General features: G+C 67.7%; 21 protein-coding genes. 7 read left to right on the top strand and 14 right to left on the bottom strand.

Annotation, left to right across the window (positions count from 1 at the left end; genetic code table 11):
* Window positions 1–92: 92 nt before the first annotated feature.
* Window positions 93–941: a glutamate racemase gene (locus tag AC1RRR_RS22285; RefSeq protein ID WP_492816181.1), complete on the bottom strand. Its 849-nt coding sequence runs from the start codon at window positions 939–941 to the stop codon at window positions 93–95.
* Between the two features lie 122 nt (window positions 942–1,063).
* On the opposite strand from AC1RRR_RS22285, the gene AC1RRR_RS22290 reads away from it, so the two are divergent.
* From AC1RRR_RS22290 to AC1RRR_RS22305, 4 genes are all read left to right on the top strand, one after another.
* Window positions 1,064–3,190, top strand: a complete 2,127-nt coding sequence (locus AC1RRR_RS22290; RefSeq protein ID WP_492816183.1) for a M3 family metallopeptidase — start codon at window positions 1,064–1,066, stop codon at window positions 3,188–3,190.
* Window positions 3,191–3,350: 160 nt separating this feature from the next.
* Window positions 3,351–4,325: a TraB/GumN family protein gene (locus AC1RRR_RS22295; RefSeq protein WP_492816185.1), complete on the top strand. Its 975-nt coding sequence runs from the start codon at window positions 3,351–3,353 to the stop codon at window positions 4,323–4,325.
* A gap of 67 nt (window positions 4,326–4,392) precedes the next feature.
* The gene (locus AC1RRR_RS22300) at window positions 4,393–4,914 is read left to right on the top strand and encodes an SRPBCC family protein (protein ID WP_492816187.1); all 522 of its coding nucleotides are present in this window, start codon (window positions 4,393–4,395) and stop codon (window positions 4,912–4,914) included.
* Between the two features lie 98 nt (window positions 4,915–5,012).
* Window positions 5,013–5,846, top strand: a complete 834-nt coding sequence (locus AC1RRR_RS22305) for a class I SAM-dependent methyltransferase (RefSeq protein ID WP_492816189.1) — start codon at window positions 5,013–5,015, stop codon at window positions 5,844–5,846.
* A gap of 63 nt (window positions 5,847–5,909) precedes the next feature.
* On the opposite strand, the gene creS is transcribed toward AC1RRR_RS22305, so the two are convergent.
* Together creS and ahpD are read right to left on the bottom strand one after the other, a co-directional pair.
* Window positions 5,910–7,283 (bottom strand): crescentin, encoded by a 1,374-nt coding sequence (creS, locus tag AC1RRR_RS22310; RefSeq protein ID WP_492816191.1) that lies wholly within the window; start codon window positions 7,281–7,283, stop codon window positions 5,910–5,912.
* A gap of 151 nt (window positions 7,284–7,434) precedes the next feature.
* The gene (gene ahpD / locus AC1RRR_RS22315) at window positions 7,435–7,980 is read right to left on the bottom strand and encodes an alkylhydroperoxidase, AhpD family (protein ID WP_492816193.1); all 546 of its coding nucleotides are present in this window, start codon (window positions 7,978–7,980) and stop codon (window positions 7,435–7,437) included.
* Window positions 7,981–8,212: 232 nt separating this feature from the next.
* Between ahpD and AC1RRR_RS22320 the strand changes: the two genes are divergently transcribed.
* Window positions 8,213–9,115, top strand: a complete 903-nt coding sequence (locus AC1RRR_RS22320) for a hydrogen peroxide-inducible genes activator (RefSeq protein ID WP_492816195.1) — start codon at window positions 8,213–8,215, stop codon at window positions 9,113–9,115.
* Here the strand turns inward: AC1RRR_RS22320 and AC1RRR_RS22325 are convergent.
* Genes AC1RRR_RS22325 through AC1RRR_RS22350 form a run of 6 tightly spaced genes read right to left on the bottom strand, consistent with a single transcriptional unit; the run spans window position 9,112 to window position 13,230 of the window.
* Window positions 9,112–9,537 (bottom strand): hypothetical protein, encoded by a 426-nt coding sequence (locus tag AC1RRR_RS22325; protein WP_492816197.1) that lies wholly within the window; start codon window positions 9,535–9,537, stop codon window positions 9,112–9,114. The genes AC1RRR_RS22320 and AC1RRR_RS22325 overlap by 4 nt on opposite strands.
* A 22-nt stretch (window positions 9,538–9,559) precedes the next feature.
* The gene (locus tag AC1RRR_RS22330; protein ID WP_492816199.1) at window positions 9,560–10,330 is read right to left on the bottom strand and encodes an ABC transporter ATP-binding protein; all 771 of its coding nucleotides are present in this window, start codon (window positions 10,328–10,330) and stop codon (window positions 9,560–9,562) included.
* Window positions 10,327–11,139, bottom strand: a complete 813-nt coding sequence (locus AC1RRR_RS22335) for an MlaE family ABC transporter permease (RefSeq protein WP_492816201.1) — start codon at window positions 11,137–11,139, stop codon at window positions 10,327–10,329. Before AC1RRR_RS22335 ends, AC1RRR_RS22330 begins: the two co-directional genes overlap by 4 nt.
* Window positions 11,139–11,648 carry an outer membrane lipid asymmetry maintenance protein MlaD gene (gene mlaD / locus AC1RRR_RS22340; RefSeq protein WP_492816203.1) on the bottom strand — a complete coding sequence of 170 codons (510 nt, stop codon included), beginning with the start codon at window positions 11,646–11,648 and terminating at the stop codon, window positions 11,139–11,141. The genes AC1RRR_RS22335 and mlaD overlap by 1 nt, the downstream gene beginning before the upstream one ends.
* 29 nt (window positions 11,649–11,677) lie before the next feature.
* Complete coding sequence (locus tag AC1RRR_RS22345; protein WP_492816205.1) at window positions 11,678–12,352, bottom strand: MlaC/ttg2D family ABC transporter substrate-binding protein; 675 nt, start codon at window positions 12,350–12,352, stop codon at window positions 11,678–11,680.
* On the bottom strand, window positions 12,349–13,230 hold the full coding sequence (locus tag AC1RRR_RS22350) for an MlaA family lipoprotein (RefSeq protein ID WP_492816207.1): 882 nt from the start codon (window positions 13,228–13,230) through the stop codon (window positions 12,349–12,351). The genes AC1RRR_RS22345 and AC1RRR_RS22350 overlap by 4 nt, the downstream gene beginning before the upstream one ends.
* Window positions 13,231–13,491: 261 nt before the next feature.
* On the opposite strand from AC1RRR_RS22350, the gene AC1RRR_RS22355 reads away from it, so the two are divergent.
* Both AC1RRR_RS22355 and AC1RRR_RS22360 read left to right on the top strand, forming a co-directional pair.
* Window positions 13,492–14,070, top strand: coding sequence for a PadR family transcriptional regulator (locus AC1RRR_RS22355; protein ID WP_492816209.1), 579 nt, complete (start codon window positions 13,492–13,494; stop codon window positions 14,068–14,070).
* 14 nt (window positions 14,071–14,084) lie between these two features.
* Window positions 14,085–14,420 (top strand): DUF2218 domain-containing protein, encoded by a 336-nt coding sequence (locus AC1RRR_RS22360; protein ID WP_492816211.1) that lies wholly within the window; start codon window positions 14,085–14,087, stop codon window positions 14,418–14,420.
* Between the two features lie 10 nt (window positions 14,421–14,430).
* Here the strand turns inward: AC1RRR_RS22360 and AC1RRR_RS22365 are convergent, their stop codons facing one another.
* The 5 genes from AC1RRR_RS22365 to AC1RRR_RS22385 all read right to left on the bottom strand — a co-directional run bounded on the left by AC1RRR_RS22365 (window position 14,431) and on the right by AC1RRR_RS22385 (window position 19,555).
* Entirely contained in the window at window positions 14,431–14,766 is a 336-nt protein-coding gene (locus tag AC1RRR_RS22365; RefSeq protein ID WP_492816213.1) for a hypothetical protein, read from the bottom strand.
* A gap of 26 nt (window positions 14,767–14,792) precedes the next feature.
* On the bottom strand, window positions 14,793–15,878 hold the full coding sequence (locus AC1RRR_RS22370; protein ID WP_492816215.1) for a GNAT family N-acetyltransferase: 1,086 nt from the start codon (window positions 15,876–15,878) through the stop codon (window positions 14,793–14,795).
* A 92-nt stretch (window positions 15,879–15,970) separates the two neighbouring features.
* Window positions 15,971–18,115 carry a prolyl oligopeptidase family serine peptidase gene (locus tag AC1RRR_RS22375; RefSeq protein ID WP_492816217.1) on the bottom strand — a complete coding sequence of 715 codons (2,145 nt, stop codon included), beginning with the start codon at window positions 18,113–18,115 and terminating at the stop codon, window positions 15,971–15,973.
* Window positions 18,116–18,204: 89 nt separating this feature from the next.
* Window positions 18,205–18,981, bottom strand: coding sequence for a potassium channel family protein (locus AC1RRR_RS22380; RefSeq protein ID WP_492816219.1), 777 nt, complete (start codon window positions 18,979–18,981; stop codon window positions 18,205–18,207).
* Window positions 18,974–19,555 (bottom strand): hypothetical protein, encoded by a 582-nt coding sequence (locus AC1RRR_RS22385; protein WP_492816221.1) that lies wholly within the window; start codon window positions 19,553–19,555, stop codon window positions 18,974–18,976. The genes AC1RRR_RS22380 and AC1RRR_RS22385 overlap by 8 nt, the downstream gene beginning before the upstream one ends.
* Window positions 19,556–19,594 lie beyond the last annotated feature (39 nt).

Below are 19,594 nucleotides of genomic sequence, written 5' to 3' on the forward strand. Positions count from 1 at the left end.
CCGCCGAAACAGGGCGAACCGCGATGTTGTGCCCGAAGAGCGTTAAGAGGCGTTTACGGCGTTCGTCAGGAAATGATTCAGAATGTCGCGGATCAGGCGGGATCGAAGCTGACCGGACCGCCCCAGAAGCCTTGCACCAAGCCGTTCTGCGGTCCCGGAGCCCCGGTGGTGAGGAACACGCGCCCGCTGCTCGTCCCCGTCGCATACTCCGGATGACGCTCCAGATAGAGCTCCAGCGCGTCGGCGGTGGCTTCGGGCTGCTGGATCAGCGGGGTCCCGGCCGGCAAGGCGGCGCGGAAGATGTCGGCGATGATCTCGTAGTGGGTGCAGCCCAGCACCACGCGGTCGGGGAAGCGGCCGATGCGGGTCTTCAAGGCCTGGACGTGGCCTTCGACGGCCTTGGCCAGCTCGACAACGCTGGCGTCATGTTCGATCAGCGGCACCAGCTCCGGGCAGGCCTCGGAGAATACCGCCAGGTCCTGCTTGCGCTTGTCGATCTCGATCTCATAGACGCGCGAGCGCACCGTGGCCTGGGTGGCGAAGACGCCCAGGATGTCCAGCGCCTGGACCTTCTCGCCGCGCCGTTCGGCCTCGTGCTCCCACGGCAGGCCCGTGGCCTTTTCGATGGTCGGCACGATGATGCCCAGGATGTTGACCGGCCGGCCGATCTCTTTCCGATAGCCGGGCAGCCAGGTCTGTTGCAGGCGGCGCAGGGCGATGGCCGAGGCGGTGTTGCAGGCCAGGACGACCAGGCTGGCGCCACGATCGAACAGGCGAATGCAGCCGGCCTTGGTCAGCGCGACGATCTCCTCGCCGCTCCGCACGCCATAGGGCGCGTTGGCCTGGTCGGCCAGATAGGTGAAGTCCGCCTGCGGCAGACGCTGCACGAGGGCGCGGTGGACCGAGAGGCCGCCTACGCCGGAGTCGAAGACGCCGATCATGACCAAAGCTGTAGCCGCCAAAATGGGTGTCGTCCATGTGATGACAAAGGTTACGGTCCTGTCATGTGACGTGATCAGGGGGTTGCCCTAGGGTCGGTCCAAACCTCCACCGGAGACACTCCGTGCAACGTCGTACGTTTCTAGCTTCGGCCGCCGCAACTGGCGCGGCCGCAGCCCTCAATCCGAGCTTCGCATTGGCCCAAGCCACTAATCCCCTGCTGCAAAAATGGACCGGCCCCTATGGCGGCGTGCCGGCCTTCGACAAGGTCAAGGTCGCCGACTTCAAGCCGGCCCTGGAAGCGGCCATGGCCAAGAACCTGGCCGAGATCGACGCGATCACCGCCAACAAGGCCGCGCCGACCTTCGAGAACACCATCGCCGCCCTGGAAGATTCCGGCCGGTCGCTGGGCGATATCGGCACGTTCTACGGCATCTGGGGCTCGAACATGAGCACCCCGGAGTTCCAGGCCGTGGAAGAGGTCATGGATCCGGCCCTGTCGGCCCACAGCGACAAGATCAACCAGAACGCCCCGCTCTTCGCCCGCATCGAGGCGGTCTATAACTCGCCGGCCAAGGCCAAGCTGACGCCCGAGCAGCAGCGCGTGCTGTGGATCTACTACACCAACTTCGTGCGCTCGGGCGCCAAGCTCTCGCCCGCCGCCAAGACCCGGGTCGGGGCGATCAACACCGAGCTGGCCAGCCTGTACACCAAGTTCAGCCAGAACCTGCTGGCCGACGAGAACACCTGGATTGAGCTCAGCGACGCCGACCTGGCCGGTCTGCCCGAGGGCCTGAAGGCCGCCGCCGCCTCGAACGCCACGGCCCGCAAGCTGCCGGGCAAGTTCGTGATCGTGAACACCCGCTCCAGCGTCGACCCGTTCCTGACCGAGAGTCCGGTGCGCGGCGCCCGCGAGAAGGTCTGGCGTGCGTTCGTCAACCGCGGCGACAACGGCGGCGCGACCGACAACAACCTGATCATCAGCAAGATCCTGAAGCTGCGCGTCGAGCGCGCCAAGCTGCTGGGCTACAAGACCCACGCCCACTGGCGCCTGGAAAACGCCATGGCCAAGACGCCCGAAAACGCCATGGCGCTGATGGAAGCCGTCTGGCAGCCGGCGATCGCCCAGGTCGCCATCGACGTCGCTGACATGCAGGCGATCATCGACAAGGAAAGTGGCGGCTTCAAGCTGGAGCCCTGGGACTACCGCTTCTATGCCGAGAAGGTCCGCCTGGCGAAGTACGCCCTCGATATGAACGAGGTGAAGCCCTACCTGCAGCTGGACAAGCTGCGCGAGGGCATGTTCTGGGCCTCGGGCCAGCTGTACGGCTTCCAATTCAAGAAGCTGGAAGGCATCCCCGTCTATCACGAGGACATCACCGTCTATGAGGTGACCCGCGCCGGCAAGCATGTCGGCCTGTGGTACTTCGACCCCTATGCCCGTCCCGGCAAGCGCTCGGGCGCCTGGATGAACGCCTACCGCACGCAAGAGCGGTTCAAGGGCGAGATCACCACGATCGTCTCGAACAACTCCAACTTCATCAAGGGCAAGCCCGGCGAGCCCCTGCTGATCTCGTGGGACGACGCCACCACCCTGTTCCACGAGTTCGGCCACGCCATCCACGGCCTGAATGCCAACGCCACCTATCCGTCGGTGTCGGGCACCAACGTGGCGCGCGACTATGTCGAGTTCCCCAGCCAGCTGAACGAGCACTGGCTGCCGACCAAGGAAGTGCTGAACCAGTTCGCCCTGCACTATCAGACCGGCAAGCCGATCCCGCAGGCCCTGGTCGACAAGATCGAGGCCGCCGGCAAGTTCGGCGAAGGCTTTGGCACCACCGAGTACCTGGCCTCGGCGCTGATCGACATGAAGCTGCACCTGGCCGGTGACGTCGATATCGATCCGGACAAGTTCGAACGCGAGGAACTCGCCAAGCTGAACATGCCCAAGGAGATCGTCATGCGGCACCGTACGCCGCAGTTCGGTCACGTGTTCTCGGGCGACGGCTATTCGGCCGGCTACTACAGCTATCTGTGGTCCGACACCCTGACCGCCGACGCGGCCGAGGCCTTCGCCGAAGCCCCCGGCGGCTTCTACGACAAGGCCGTCGCCAAGCGCCTGCACGACGACATCATGTCCAAGGGCAACACCGTCGATCCCGTCGACCAGTTCCGCGCCTTCCGCGGCCGTGACGTCAAGATCGGCGCCCTGATGCGCAAGCGCGGCTTCCCGGTTCCGCCGGGGGCTTGATGAATGTCCCCTCTCCCCCTGTGGGAGAGGGTGGCCACCGAAGGTGGTCGGGTGAGGGGTTTCTCGGCGCGTCCGGCGCGACCCCTCATCCGTCAGCTCCGCTGACACCTTCTCCCACAAGGGGAGAAGGACTAGATGACTTCAGGGGGCTGAAGGAGTTTTGATGGTCGCGTCCGCCGCTTTGGCCCTGTCCCTGCTGCTTGCCGGTCAAACCACCCCACCCCCGCCGACCGTCGAGCTTGGCGCCGCTCCGGCTCAGGATGAGAGCGCGGTGGTCGCCGAGCTGACCGTGGTGGCCAAGCCGCCCGGCCCGGCTGTCTGGTTGGTCGAGAAGGACGGCGCCAAGCTGTACGTGCTGGGCTCGGCCCAGCCCCTGCCCCACTCTCTCAAATGGTCAAGCCCGCGTCTTGAGAAGGCCTTGGCCAAGTCCGACCTCGTCCTGGTCCCGCCCCAGGCCTCGGTCGGCGTCACCCAGATCGCCGGCTTCATCCTCAAGTTCGGCGGCGGCCTGCGCCAGCCGATGGGCAAGAACCTGGAAGACCAGCTGCCGCCGGACCTGAAGGCCCGCTTCGTCGAGTCTCGCAACCAGGCTCGCAAGAGCGCCGGCGACTACAAGAACTGGAAGCCGGCCGTGGCGGGGTTCCTGCTGCTGTCGGATTTCCGCCAGGCGGCCGGCCTGTCGGAAGCCAAGCCGATCAGCACGATCGAGCGCATGGCCAAGGCCCGCAAGCTGAAGGTCAAGGCCGTCGGCCAGTACCGGATGAGCGCGGTGACGACGATCGCTTCCAAGCTCTCGCCCGACGACCAGCTCTATTGCCTGAAGGTGGCCCTGGACGAGATCGCCTATGACGGCGCCCATTCCGCCACCATCGGCCGCGACTGGGCCGAGGGCGACCTCGCCTCGGTGCGCGCCCGCTATCGCGAAAGCGCCGCCCAGCGCTGCCTGCTGCGCGCGCCCGGCGGCGCGGCCTTGCTGGACAAGGGCGTGGCCCAGACCGCCGACGCCATGACCGAGGCCCTCAAGCGTCCCGGCGTCACCGTGGCGGTGGTGGACCTGGGCTTCCTGCTCCCGGCCAACGGCGTGCTGGACCGGCTGAAGGCCGGCGGCGCGACGGTCAGTTCGCCGGTCGAGTAGTCCAATAGGCGTGATTGACGCTTCGCCTCCCCTGCCCTCACCTTCGGACAAGGCTGGGGAGAACGCCATGAAGACCAAGATGATCGCCGCCCTGGCGCTGCTGGCCGCCGCCGGCGCGGCGCGGGCCGAGGTGACCGACGCCGGCCCGACCGGCTTCCAGGTCAAGCACGAGGTCGTGGTCGCCGCCCCGGCCAGCGCGGTCTGGGCGACCCTGGTGCAGCCGTCGAAATGGTGGGCCTCGGCGCACACCTGGTCGGGCTCGGCCGCCAACCTGTCGTTGGGCGCGGCCTCGGGCGGCTGTTTCTGCGAACGCCTGCCCAATGGCGGCTCGGTGCTCCATGCGACCACGATCTATGCCGCGCCAGGCCAGAAGCTCGTGCTGTCCGGCGCTCTGGGGCCGATGCAGAGCTCCGGCGCGACCGGGGCGCTGACCTTCCTGCTGGCCGAGAAGGATGGGCAAACGACCGTGACGGTCACCTACGACGTTGGCGGCTACTTCCGAGGCGGCATCGACAAGATCGCCGGACCGGTGGACGGGGTGCTGGGGCAGCAGGTCCAGGGCCTGAAACGGGCAGTGGAGACCCGCTAGCCCGGCCTTTCTTCGCGCAATGTAAAGGTGGGTTGCTGGCCGCGCTCAGGCTGAGATAGATCGCTCTTGGTGGTCGCTCAATCCTGGGTAAGCGTACGATGTTGAAGAGCGTGGCCAGCCTGTTGCCGCCCGCGGTGCGTCGCGCGGCGTCGGGCGCCTATCTCGATGTCGTCGGCCTGCCCGGCCGGATCCGGGATCCGTCCCGTTGGCGAGAGCCGTGGCAGGCTCTGCACAATGTCGGCGGCGGCGATTTCGAGCGTGCGGGGCAGGAAACCCTCGGCTTCCTGATCGACCATGCGGGGCTGACCCCCGCCATGCGGGTTCTGGACATCGGCTGCGGCACGGGTCGGGTGGCCGCCCCCCTGCTGAGCTATCTGGAGCCAGAGGCGGGCTATATCGGCTTCGACGTGTCGCGCGCGGCGATCCGGACCTGCCGGCGGCGGTTCCACCGATCGGACTTTGGCTTCGTCCACGTGGATGTCCGCAACTGCGAGTACCGGGCGTCCGGCGCCATCGCCGAGACGGCGCTGCGGTTTCCGGCGGCGACGGGGACGACGGACATCGCCATGGCCATGTCGGTCTTCAGCCACATGCGGCTGGAGTCGATCCGCCACTATCTGGAAGAGACCTGGCGGGTCCTCAAGCCGGGCGGCCGGTTCATGTTCACCGCCTTCGCCCTGACGCCCGATCGCGTGACGGCGATCCAGGCGGGCCAGTCGGCGCTGGCGTTCAAGTCCTGGCAGGCCGGAGCCATGGTCGTGGATCCGCGCTCGCCCGAGCGGGCTATCGCCCATCCGCAGGAAGCGCTCGAGGCGGCGGTGCGCGCGGCTGGGTTCGACCTGCCCGCCGGCGTCATCCACGGCGGCTGGCTGCCGCCCCGGCAATATGCCGGCGGCCAGGATCTGTTCGTGGCGGTCAAGCCGGGCCTCTAGACGCAAGAACGCCCGCGAACCGAAAGCTCGCGGGCGTCTTTACGTTCAGGTCGGTGAGACGGATCAGGCGCTTTCGGCGACGCCTTCGTCCGAGGCGCCCAGCAGGGCCATCTGCAGGCGCGAGCGGTCGCGGCGGGCCGCTTCCAGGGCGCCTTCGGCCAGAGCGGCCTCCGAGGTGAGGCGTTCGATCGTGGCCTGCAGCTCGGCGACCTTCTCCTCGTGTTCACGACGGATCTGGTCTTGGGCTTCCTGCATGCTGTCCAGGCGCGCCCGCAGTTGCTGGGCCCGCTCCTCGGCGCGCTTCATGGCCTTGTCCTGGGCGATGGCGCCCTTGGCCAGCTGGTCGGCGCGCTCGATCGCGGTGGCGCGGGCGGTGTCGACGCCGGCGTGGCGCTGACGCAGGCCGTCCGAGTCTTCTTCCAGCGTGCGGATGCGATCCAGGGCGCGTTCCAGGGCGACGTTGAGGTCGCCGGCGCGGCGCTCGACGGCCTTCTGATGCGCCGAGGATTCGGCCAGACGGGCCGAGATCTGGCCGTTCATCTCTTCCAGCTTGTCGGCGCGACCGGTCGCGGTCTCCAGACGGGTCTGCAGCGCCGAGATCTCGGCGCGCGAGGCTTCGACCTGGCTTTCCAGGCCACGGATGGTGCGGCCGCTGTCGGTCTGGTGGGCGTGCAGGGCGTTCTCGATCGCCTGGACGCGCGCGCGCTCGGCGGCGATCTGGGCCTCCAGGTCGGTCTCGATGCGCGACAGGCGGGCCACATCCAGGCCGGCCTGGTCGACGCGCTTCTTCAGGGTCGCGGATTCTTCGCCCAGCAGGGCGTTGTCCTGGTTGGCGCGGGCCAGGGCGGCCTCGGCGTCGCCGCGACGGGTGTCGATGTCCTGGGCCTGGGTGCGCAGGCCGTCGACGTCCTGCACCAGGTGCTCGATGCGGGCGGTGGCGTCACGCAAGGATGCGTCGAGGCTGGAGACCTTCAGGTCCGACTGCAGCAGGGCGTTGCGCAGGCGGTCGATCTCGAGAGCGTTGTCTTCCAGCGCCGCGTCCTGGGTCTGGCGGCGAGCGTCGGATTCGCCAAGCGCGGTCTCGGCGGCGGACAGGCGGGCGCTGACGTCGCGCTCCTCGGCCTGGATCTGGGCGACCACGCGCTGGGCCTGGTCGTAGTTGGCGCGCAGGGCGATCAACTCGGCGTGCTCGGCGCGGCGAGCTTCGAACTCCTGGCCGACGGGGCCGCGGATCTCGGCGATCAGCGGCTCGATGGCCTTCAGGTGCTCCATGACCCGGCCGATGCTGTCGAGGCCACCGTGGATGGTCTCGTAGCGTTGGCCGATGGCCTGGGTGGATTCGATCTGGTGCTGCACGGTCTCGGTCCGGGTGTCCTCACCCAGAACGATCGGCTTGCCGTTCTTGTTCTCGCGCGAATTCTTCGACAGCAGTCTCATCTAGCCCACCTTCGCCCCGTGCGAGCCCGCCGCGACCTGAAAGTCACGCTTGCGGAAACCGCGAATCTCTTACCCAGAGGTTAACAACTTAGTTTACGGACAAGATGAATGTCGAGGGGCGGACACCGCGACCGGGCGTCGCGGACCCCCTTCAAACGCCCGAAAATGGGGGATGATCCACAGTTTCGGCCGCCAGGACCCGAGCGGCGGCGTTCACCACGGCGCCGATTCGCAAGGCGGCCTGGATCTGGACGGGCCCCACGCCCCGTCGGCGCAGCTCCGCTTCGTGGCTGTCGAGGCATGCGCCGCAGCCGTTGATCGCCGACACCGCCATGCAGCAGAGCTCGTAGGCCGTCGAATGATCACGGCTGAAGCGCAGGCGCGAGGGCAGGTGCTCGTATTCCGGTGCGGTCATCAGGTGGACGGCGCGGAAATAGACATTGGTCATGGCCATGGTCGCCGCCGCCGTCCTGGCCTCCTCGAAGGCTTCCGGCGTCAGGCCCGCCTCGCGCGCGGCGGCGGTGACGGCCTTCAGGGTCTCGGGCTCGCCGACCGCGCAGGCGCTGGCGACGAAGCAGCTCCACTTGGCCGTCTCGTCCAAGACGGTCTCGTCGGCCAGGACTTCCAGGTTGCGGGCCATGGCGTGGGCGTAGGCGGGCAGCTGGGCGCGCAGGACCTCGATCGACGCGATCGACATGGGGGACGCTCCGGGTTGGGAGCCGTCGATTATCACTGCTGAAGGGGTTAGTCCCGGTCCGCGCCAGCTGGGCTGGGGAGGGGTGGCGCGAACCGGGATCGGCGGGGACATTTCGACGTCGGGTGGGGGAGACACGCCGGAACATCACCGTGAGATGGGGATACGCCTCGGCCCCGAACTTATCCAATCGATAGTTTTTGGAAGTTCGATAGAAGCGGCCTATATAGCCTTCATGCTTCTCCCCACCCTTCGCCAGCTGCAATATCTGAAGCTCCTGTCGGAGCACGGCTCGTTCAGTCGCGCCGCCGAGAGCGCCTATGTCACCCAGCCCACCCTGTCGGCCGGGATCCAGGAGCTGGAGAAGATCCTGGGCGCGCCGGTGGTCGATCGGGCCCGCTCGGGCGTGATCCTGACCGCCGCCGGCCAGGAGGCCGTTCGCCGGGCCGAGGATATCCTGGCGAGGACCGAGGACCTGGTGCAGGCTGCACGCGGCGCCGGCCAGCCGCTGGCGGGCCGTTTCCGTCTGGGGGTGATCCCGACCGTGGCCCCCTACCTGCTGCCCCGCGCCCTGCCCGTGCTGCGCGACCGCTTCCCCAAGCTGAAGCTGTTCCTGCGGGAAGACCTCACCAACCGCCTGATCACGGCGCTGAAGACCGGCGCGCTGGACGCGGCGCTGATCGCCCTGCCCTACGACATGTCCGGCCTGGACTGGGCTCACGTTGAGGATGACGAACTGCTGGCCGCGGCGCCGGCCAACCATCCGATGGCGGCCTCGACCCGGGTCGACCCCGACACCCTGCGCGGTGACGACCTGATCCTGCTGGAAGACGGCCACTGCCTGCGCGACCACGCCCTGGCCGCCTGCGGTCTGGAACCGCCCAAGGGCGTGGGCGACGAGGAGACCTTCGCGGCCACCTCGCTGCCGACCCTGGTGCAGATGATCGGCTCGGGCCTGGGCGTGTCGTTCCTGCCGGCCATGGCGGTGCAGGCGGGCCTGACGGAGAAGACCGCCCTCACCATCCGGCCGCTGGCCACCGCCCATCCCAGCCGCGAGATCGTCGTGGCCTGGCGTGCGGGGTCGAGCCGGGGCGTTGAGGGTAAACTTCTGGCCGAAACCCTGCAGGTGGCGGCTTAGCGCCCGGCCAGCTTGGCGCGGGCGGCCTGGTCGACCTTGTCGAGGCCCTTCAGGACGTCGTCTTCGTGTTCCAGCATGTGGTTGAAGGCGCGCAGATCACCCAGGTCGATCTTGCGGATCGTCTTGCTGCGCGACCACTCCACGCCGATCAACTCGCCGACGCGGCAGGCCTTGGCCAAGACCGCTGGCCGCTGGGCCGCCGGGCCGCGGCTCAGCAGCGCAGTGACCATGTTGTTCCAGTTGGGCTGGCCTGGGATGCAGCGCGGGATCTGCGGATCGCAGCCGCCCGTCCAGAACCGCTTGTACCAGAGCGCGTGGTTGGCGGTGTCGTAGCGCGGCGCGACCGGGGCCAGGTGGCCCTGGCAGTCGCCGCGCACGAACGATTGAGCCTGTGCGCCCGCTCCGAAAAGCAGGCCCGCCATGAGGAAAAGAGCGCTGGCCGCCCTAGACCGCATGCGAGATCGGACCCTCGGCGCTGCCTCGGACGAACTGGCTGACATAGGGATTGTCGGTTCTGCGCAGCTCGGCGGCCGGGCCGCGCCAGATGATCTTGCCGTCGTGCAGCATGGCGATCTCGTCGCCGATCGTCTGGGCCGAGGCCAGATCGTGGGTGATCGACACGGCGGTCGAGCCCAGGCGGCGCACCTGGTTGGAGATCAGCTCGTTGATCGCCGCCGCCGTGATGGGATCCAGGCCCGTCGTCGGCTCGTCGAAGAACAGGATCTCGGGCTGGGCGACGACCGCGCGGGCCAGGCCGGCGCGCTTCTGCATGCCGCCCGACAGCTCGGACGGGAAGCGGTCGGCGACGGCCGGGGCCAGGCGCACCTGCTCCAGGGCCTCGATCGCGCGGTCCTTGGCTTCCTTGCGCGGCACGCCGTCGGCGTTGATCAGGCGGAAGGCGACGTTTTCCCAGATGGTCAGGCTGTCGAACAGGGCCGCGCCCTGGAACAGCACGCCGACGCGCGAGAACAGCTTGCGGCGGGCGCTTTCCGACAGGCCGACGGTGTTCTTGCCGTCCAGCTCGATCTTGCCGGCGTCGGGACGCATCAGGCCCAGCGCGGTCTTGATGGTCACCGACTTGCCCTGGCCCGAGCCGCCGATGATCACCAGCGACTTGCCCGGCGCGACCGACAGGTCCAGGCCGTCCAGGACCGTGCGATCCTCGAAGCGCTTGGTCACGCCCTTCCAGGCGAGCTTGGGGATCACTTCGGTCATTTGGCCGCGTGGGTGAAGAAGGTGGTCAGGAGGTAGTCGGAGGCGAAGATCAGGATGGCCGAGGAGACCACCGCGTGGGTGGTGGCCCGGCCGACGCCGCGCGCCCCGCCCTTGGCGTTGTAGCCGTGATAGCAGCCCATCAGCGCCACGATGAAGCCAAACACCGCCGCCTTGATCAGGCCCGACAGGATGTCCCAGCCCTGCAGGAAGTCGATGGTGTTGCGGATATAGACCGCCGAGCTGAAGTCCAGGACGCGGGTGGCGACCAGCCAGCCGCCCGAGACGCCGATGGTGTCGGCCACGGCGGTCAGCAGGGGCAGCATCAGCACGCCGGCCAGCAGGCGCGGGCCGACCAGGTAGCGGAACGGATCGGTCGACAGGGTGCGCATGGCATCGATCTGCTCGGTCGCGCGCATGGCCCCGATCTCGGCGGCGATGGCGGCCGAGACTCGGCCGGCCAGCATCAGGGCGGCCAGCACGGGGCCGAGCTCGCGCGTAATGCCCAGGGCCACGATCTGCGGCATCACCTGCTCGGCGTTGAAGCGCCCGCCGCCGGTGTAGATGTTCAAGGCCAGGGCCGCGCCGGTGAAGATGGCGGTCAGGCCCACGACCGGCAGCGAGAAGAAGCCGATCGCCACGAACTGGCGCCACAGCTGGCCCAGGAACCACGGCGGGCTGAGGGCGGCGGCGGTTCCGCGCACGGCGAAGACGCCCACACCGCCGACCATGCGGACGGCGGACAGGGCCGACCGGCCCAGCGCCTGGATCGGGTGTCTGGCGACCTTCTTGGCCGCCTCGGCCGCGGTCATCAGTAGCTCTCGGCCGGTTGCGTCGCCGGGGCAGGGGCCGCCGGAGCGGCCGCGTCACCACCGCCTTGCGGGCGGATCACCGAGCCGATCAGGCCGAACAGGTCGACCGCGCCTTGGGTGTTCTCGATCTGGCCGCCCGGCTTCAGGTCCTCCAGTGAGGCGCCCGGGGCGATCGAGATGTGGGCGCCGCCCAGGATGCCGTCGCTGGTGATCTTGGCGGTCGAGTCGGCCGGCAGCTTGACGGTCGGGTCGATGCTCAGCTTGGCGACGGCCAGATAGGTCTTCGGCTCCAGCGTGATCTCCGACACGGTGCCGACCTTGACGCCGGCCACGGCCACCGCCGCGCCGGGCGCCAGCGAACCGGCCTCGCCGAACTTGGCGCTGATCTCATAGTCGCCGCGCTTCATGTGGACGCCGCCCACGCTCAGCGAATAGGTCAAGAAACCCGCCGCCAGGGCGAGGACGACGACGCCCATGGCCGTCTCGGCCCATTGTTCGCGCAATGCCATATCCCCTTACGTCTAGCCCCGGCCGCGCTTTAGCGCTTGCCGCCGGAAGAGCCTGAGCCGCTCTTCTGGAGTTGATTGATCAGAACATCGATGTTGCCGCCGGCATTGTCGATGGTCGACACGAAGTCCTGCTGCTGGGTGATGGCCAGCCAGATGCCCTTGAACTGGACGTCGACGACCTTCCAGTTCTGGCCCGAGCCCAGCACGCGCCACGAGACCGGCAGCGGCGAGCTGATCTGGCCGCCCGAGATCGTGGTGTTGACGATCACGTCGCCGGGCTTGCGGACGACCGAGCCGGTCACCTTCAGCTGCTCGCCGCGATAGTCGTCGATGCGCGACTGGTAGACGTTCTCGGCGTAGGTGCGGAACACCGGCGTGAAGCGGGCGCGCTGGTCCGGCGAGATCGTGCGGGCGTACTTGCCCAGCACGAAGTTGGTGATGCGCGGCACGTCGGCCAGCTCGTCGACCGCCTGGTGGAAGACCTGCTTCTTCTGCGCGTCGCTCATGCCCTTGTTGGCCAGGACGGTGATGACGCGCTGGGCCTTGGTCTGGACAAAGGCCTCGGCGCCCGGGTCACGGGCGTTCTGAGCCAGGGCCGGACTGGCTGCGGCGAAGCTGGCGGCCCCGAAGAAAGCCAAAAGCGCGGCGTTGGCGCCGCGCCGGGTGGTGAGGGTGTTTTTCATGTGACTACCGGGAAGGGTCATGGTTTGGGCGCCGCCGTTTGGGGGGAGGGGGGCGGCGCATCGAAATCGGGCAGGTCCTCGGCTTTGCCAGTGGCTTCGCGGACAATAGCGTCGCGATACTGGCTGTAGGCCGAGCGGGTGGTGACATAAGGATCGGCGGCGTCTTCCAGCGCATGGAAGGCCGGATCGGTGTCGGCGCGCAGGTCGACGATGGTGACGCCCGTGCGGGCCTTGCCAAAGTCGGTGCTGAGGCCGCCGACATACAGCGAGACCGGGTCGGTGACGAAATCCAGGGCGCGGCCGACGCCGTCGCGGACGTTCAGCGGGCCCATGCCGGGCACGTAGAGATAGGCGCCGGGTCCCGCGCCCCAGACGCCGAACGTCTGGCCGAAGTCGGCGCCGCGCGGCGGCAGGTGCATCTTGGCGGCCACGTCGAACAGGCCCAGCACGCCGACTGTCGAGTTGACGATGAAGCGGGTGGTCGACCGCATGGCGCGCTTGGGCTTGCCCTGCAGCACGTGGTTCATGATCGTGTTGGGCTCGCCCAGATTATAGACCGCGTTGCTGACGCCGGTGCGTACGACCTTGGGCGTGACGGCGATGTAGCCATGGGCGATCGGCGAGAAGATGGCCTTGTCCAGGCCCATGCCGAGCTTGAACGAGCCGCGGTTGAAGCCTTCGATCGGATCGTAGACGGCGGCTGCGGTGGTCGAGTCCGCACTGGCGGCCGAAGCAGGCACGGTGGGGATCTGGTCCTCGGCGCGGGCGGCCGGCGCGAGCGCCAGCAGACCGGCGGCCGCGATCGCCCCGGCGGCGATGAAACGCCCTCCGTGGTTCGTCAAACGCGGGCTTTGGTCCAGTTCGCGCAACCTGCTGCTCCTGCTTCTGTTACGCGGCATGTATTCACGCCGCTTTCCGTATCAAGATTGAAACCGACTATTTCCAGTCACGCTTCTGTCGTGTTGCACGGAAGTCGCGCTTCCGGGCTACCCAACTCAAGGGGGTGGCGGCCTTAAGGCGCTTTTGTCTTGCACGCTAGTGACGTCGAAACGCGTCAGCAGCAACGCGACATAATCAGATATATCGAAAATAGCTCTTGACGGTCGACCAATCCGATATATCTATCATTTCGATATAACGGAATAGGATCTAAAACACACATGTTTGGACGACACCATCATCATCATCGCGGCCGCTGGGGCCATGGCGACGAGCATCACGGCCGGCATCCGTTCGGCTTTCACGGCGATCACCGTGGCGGTCCGCGTGGCCGGGGCGGCCGCATGGGCCGGTTCTTCGACCACGGCGACCTGCGCTTCGTGGTGCTCAAATTGATCGCCGAGAAGCCCAGCCACGGCTACGAACTGATCAAGGCCATCGAGACGGCGGCCGGCGGCGCCTACAGCCCGAGCCCCGGCGTGGTCTATCCGACCCTGACCCTGCTGGAAGAGCTGGGCTACGTCACCGCCAGCGACGCCGGCGGCGGCAAGAAGCTCTACACGATCACCGCGGAGGGCGAGGCCTTCCTGACCAGCAACGACGCCCCGGTCCGCTCGCTGTTCGAGCGCATGGCCGAGGCCGCCCAGGCCAGCGCCGCCTTCTCGCCGCAGATCCTGCGGGCCCGCGAGAACGTCAAGACGGCGCTGCGGCTGAAACTGCACGGCCAACTGACGCCTGAGCAGATCGCCGCGGTCGCCAAGGTCCTGGACGACGCCGCCCAGGCGATCGAAGCCATCTAGAAGGAAGCCAGGTCATGGAAAGCCACGCCCGCGTCGCCACCGAAAAGGCGGCGCGCTACATGATCCAGCTGGCCAAGCACTGGGGCCACAAGTTCGAGGTCACGTATGACGAGACCTCGGCCTTCTTCCCGCTGCCGGCCGGCACCTGCCGGATGACGGCCCATCCGGACGGCCTGGACATCACCGTCGAGGCCGCCGACCTGGAGGGCCTGGCCCGCCTGGAAGACGTGGTCGCCAAGCACCTGGACCGCTTCGCGTTCCGGGAAGGCGAACTGCAATACGGCTGGACCCGCGCCTGGGCGGCGGGCACTGTGGATCCGCGCGCGATGCGGATCAATGCGGTGCATTGAGCACGCCCTCTCAGCGTTTCGGCCGCCAGGTTCCAATGATCCGTGTCACGGCCGCCGCTCGGCGGTCCTTGTCCGACAGGCGCTGGATCACCCACGTCATGCAGATTAGCAGAAGGCTGGCCCAGAAGGCGATCAAGCCAACATGGAGCCAGAACTGGCCGGGGCTGTCGGCGAGTTCCACCCACGCGCCGCGATGTCCGCGGACGGCGTGACGGATGGCGGCCTCGTAGAGCCACCAAACGAATAGAGCCAGGGCGGCCAGACCCGTCGCGAGCGCCAGGCAAAGCGCTGCCGTCGCGCCTAGCCGTTCAAGCCGGGTGGGTGTGGGCTCGAGCTTTTCGTTCATCACGAGGTGACCTTGCGGCCGGGCGCTTAGTGCAAGCCGCGCAGCAGGTCGATGCGGCGCATGGCCTTGCCGGGAATCTCGGAGATGCGGCCCAGCGGCAAGGACTCGGCGAGGCTGCGCACGCCATAGACGGCGTGGCGCACCAGGGTCGGGACCGAGGGCGAGCCCAGGAAGCCGAACACCACGGTCTGGCGGGCGTTGGAAAGCTCGCGCTTGAAGCGGTAGTCGCCGGTGCCCAGGTCCAGGCGCGTATAGCCCGTGCCGTCCATGCTCTTCAGGATGTCCTGGAACAGCATCAGGCCCGGCGAATAACGTTCTAGGTCTGGATTGTGAGCGATCAGCCAGCCGTGGATCGTGTGCTCGCCGCGCAGGTGCAGGTGCACGGCGGCCAGGCGCTCGCCCAGATGCAGGGTGTAGAGTCCGCCGCCGAACGCTTCGTCGCGCATGGCGAACAGGTCGTCGAGCAGCTTGTTGACCCACGGGGCCTTGAAGAGGTCGGTCTGGTGGGTCAGCAGGAGCTGCACGCGCTTCCAGGCGATCAGCTGGTCGAAGGCCGCGCGGCTGTCGGACATGGCGGTGAAGCGGCAGGGGCCCACCTCGCGCTCGGCCTTGCGGCGTTTCTTGTCGATGTCCTTGAGCACGCCGATGTTGGCGGCTTTGCGCTCGGCGGCATAGGCCTCGTAGCCGTCGGGCATCTCGACGACCCAGCTGTCGGCCCGGCCGCGCGCATGGCGGCCCAGGGTCTCGTCGTCGGCCATCATGTGGCAGAAGTCGATGCGCACCGCGCCCAGGGCGGTCAGCAGGTCGCGCGGATCCATGGCCGCGCCCGGCGCCGAGACCAGGGCCTGATAGTCGCACATCGGCGCGCCGACCGGCATGGCCACCTCTTGCCGAACGCGCGCCGGCAGGAAGGCCAGGGCCTGGCCGTCGGGGCCGCGCTCGATGGCGACCTTCACTTCCGAACCCTTGTCACCTTGGGCCTTGGCCACGGCCAGGACCCACTGGGGCGAGAGGAATGGCGAGTCCAGTCGCGTCTGGCCACGCTGCAGATCGACCCACCGCGCGATGTCGGCGGGCGTGAGATCCAGGGCTTTGACGACTTCGATAGACAAGGAACGGCGTCCCGACGGGAGGATGAGTCGCGGCGCATCCTGACGCCGATAACTTTCCTTAGGGTTGACGAGACGCCGTTATCTCAAAGTGTTCAGTCCATCAGCTTGCGGGTCAGGTAGATGAACTCCAGCGCCTGGCGGCGGGCGGTTTCGGCCAGGTTGGCGCTGGCCGCGTGACCGCCGTCGACGTTCTCGTAGTACAGCACCGGGTAACCAAGCTCTTCCAGCCGCGCCGCCGCCTTGCGGGCGTGGGCGGGGTGGACGCGGTCGTCCTTGGTCGAGGTTTCGATGAACACCTCGGGGTATTTCTTCCCGGCCTTGAGGTTGGAATAGGGGTCGTACTTGGCGATCACCGCCCGCTCGGACGGGATCTGCGGATCGCCATACTCGCCCATCCACGAGGAACCGGCCCCGATCTGGCTGTAGCGGATCATGTCGAACAGCGGCACCTGCACCACGATGGCGTTGTAGAGCTCCGGCCGCTGGGTCAGGGCCACGCCCATCAGCAGGCCGCCGTTCGATCCGCCCATGATCCCCAGCCGACGCGGCGAGGTGATCTTGCGGGTGATCAGGTCCTGCGAGACGGCGAAGAAGTCGTCATAGGCCTTCTGGCGGTTCTCCTTCAGCGCCGCCTCGTGCCAGGACGGGCCGAACTCGCCGCCGCCGCGGATGTTGGCCACCACATAGGTGCCGCCGCGCTCCAGCCACAGCTTGCCCATCACGCCCGAATAGCTGGGCGTCATCGACACCTGGAAGCCACCGTAAGCGTAGAGCAGGGTGGGGGCCGAGCCGTCGGGCTTCTGGCCCTTGGGCCGCACGACGAAGTAGGGGACCTTCACCCCGTCCGACGAGGTGGCCTCGAACTGCTCGACCACGTGGGTCGAGGCGTCGAACTTGGCCGGAGCGGCCTTGACCTGGTCCAGCTTGCCGGTGGCCGCGTCGGCCAGCCAGTAGGTGGTCGGGGTCAGATAGCCGGTGACGCTGACGAAGAAGCGGTCGTCCTTGTCCGAGGCCGAGCCCAGGGTGACGGTCGCGTTGGCCGGCAGATCCAGCTTCTTGCGGGTCCAGGCGCCGTTCTTGACCTCATAGGCATAGGCCGCGCCCTTGACGTTTTCGGTCACGGCCACGACCAGCCGGTCGCGGGTGGCGTTGACGTTCTGCACCGCCTCGCGAGCGGTCGGTCGCAGGATCAGCGTCGCCTTGGCCTTGTCGGCATCGGCCTTCAGGGCGGCCAGGTCGAAGGCGGCCAGGTCGCCGGTCTTCAGGTTCTGGGCGGCCCAGTCCTGCTCGACGCTGAACACCAGTTGGCCTTGGACCAGCGCCTGGATCGACGACTTCAGCGGGAAGGGCAGCTTCACCGTCTTGTCGCCGACGACCAGGTGGGTCTCGGCGTTGAAGGTGTCGAGCGGGCGCAGCACGAACACCGCCTGCACCACGCCGTCATGGTCGCGCAGCACGGCGGGGCTGACGCCGTAGCCGCCGTCGTCCTTGGCGCCGCGATAGATTTCCTTGGCGGCCGACAAGGGCTGACCGCGTTTGACCAGCTTGACCACATAGGGATAGCCCGAGGTCGTCACCTCGCCCGGCGTCCAGTCGGTGGCGACGATCAGGGTGTCCTTGTCGATCCAGTCGAAGCGGTGCTTGCCCTCGGGCAGCTCGAAACCACCGGCGACGAAGGTCTTGGTCTGAGTGTCGTACTCGCGCACAACCACGGCGTCCTTGCCGCCGTTCGACAGCGACAGCAGGCAGTAGCGGGCCTCGGGCGCCAGGCAGTCGGAGCCCTTGAAGACCCAGTTCTTGCCCTCGGCCTTGGCCAGGGCGTCCATGTCCAGGATGGTCTCCCAAACCGGCTGGGCCGTGCGATAGCTGTCGAGGGTGGTGCGGCGCCAGACGCCGCGCACGTGGTCGGCGTCCTGCCAGTAGTTGCGCAGGTTGTTGTCGTCCAGGAAGGTCACGCCGGGGATGCGGTCCTTGGCGTTGACGATCGTCAGGGCGTCGTCGTGCAGCTGCGCATAACGCGTGTCGCCCTGCAGGACCGGCAGGGTCCTGGCGTTCTGGGCCTTGGCCCAGTCCAGGGCGCGGGTCCCCTCGATCTCCTCCATCCAGATGTAGGGATCGTCCTTGCCCAGTTCGTTCAGCGGGGTGCGGGCTTCGGCCGGTTTCGTGTCGGCGGCGATCGCGGGGGTCAGGGTCATCAGACTCGTGGAGGCGAGGAGGGCGAGGAGGAGCTTACGCATCTAGGCATCCGGCTGGCGCCGCGATAGGGGCGGCGAAGCCGGTGACGGTAGCGGATAATTTCCCTCACGCTAGAGTTTCCCCGGAACGATCAGACCCCGTCGTCGGGAATGTTCAGAAGAACGCCGCAGGCCTTGCAGTGCACGGCGTCCGGATCATGCCGGCGCAGGCCGCAGTCGTGGCACTGATAGATCACCTTGTGCGGTCGCAGGATCGACTGGATCAGGCCGATGAACAGCGACACCCCGCCTAGCATCACCGCCATGGACAGCAGCTTGCCCCACACGCCCGGCAGGGTGACGTCGCCATAGCCCGTTGTCGTCAGGCTGGTGACGGTGAAATAGAGGGCGTCGACATAGCCGCCGATGCCGTCGTGGCGACCCACGAAGCTCGTATAGACGAAGCCCGTCACCACGAAGATGAAGGTCAGCAGCGAACTGGCCGCGCGGGTGATGTCCTCGACCCGCGTGTCGTCATAACGCCGCCCGACCGTGCGCCAGAAGAACTCGCTGTGGATCAGGGTCCACAGGCGCAGCACGCGCAGGAAGCCGAAATTGAACAGCCAGGCCGGGAACAGCAGGGTGGCCAGCACGAAGAGGTCCAGCCAGACGATCGGCTTCTTCAGCCACGACTTGGTGTCGCCATGCGCCACGGCTCGCGCGGCCAAGTCCGCGCCCAGGAACGCCGCCACGCCATAGTCGATCAGGTAGAAGGTCAGGCCGTGATGCTGCATCAGCGGCGCGGCGATGAAGAAGGCGATGATCGCCAGATCGATCAGGATGATCGCGTAGCGGAACGCCACCGCCGTCGGCGAGGCCCCGTGATAGAGCGCCCTCAGGCGAGCGCGGATACGGAGTTCTTCAGCCATTGTCGGCGACCAGGCGCAGCACCGGAGCCTCGACCGGCGCGGGCGGCGGCCCGCCGACCAAAGCGAGGGCCGTCTCGTAGGCGCCGCCGAAGTCGATCCGCGTCAGGTCGTCCAACCGCCGGGCCGAGGGTTGCGGATCCCAGGCCGCGTCGGGGCCGATGTCGCGCATCCAGACCACCCCGCCGTCCAGGCTGACCACCGCGCCGATATGGACCTGCGCCTCGCTATAGGCCGTGATGACGGGGAACAGGTTGCCGGCGGTGGTGACGATGTCGTCGATGCTGTTCAGGGCCACGGCCGGCGTTTCGGGCTGGACCTGGCCCAGCTTTTCCAGCGCCGCCTCCACGAACTCGGGATAGGGCGCGGGCTGCAGGTTCTTGATCTCGGCCAGGCTGTAGCAGCCGAAGCCGTTGAAACGCAGGTGATCGCTGACCTCGCACAGCATCAGGAACTCCGGCCCGATCCCGACGACGTAGCCCCGCACCCAGCCGTCCTCGAAGCGCCGGTGGAAACGCATCAGCAGCCGCTCGCGCATCGCCTGCGCCAGCTGCTCGCGAACATCCGTGGTCGTCATCCTACTGCGTTGCCTCGCTGCGGTGCATTTCGCGCCGCT

The organism is Caulobacter sp. GW821-FHT12D05, assembly GCF_058807295.1.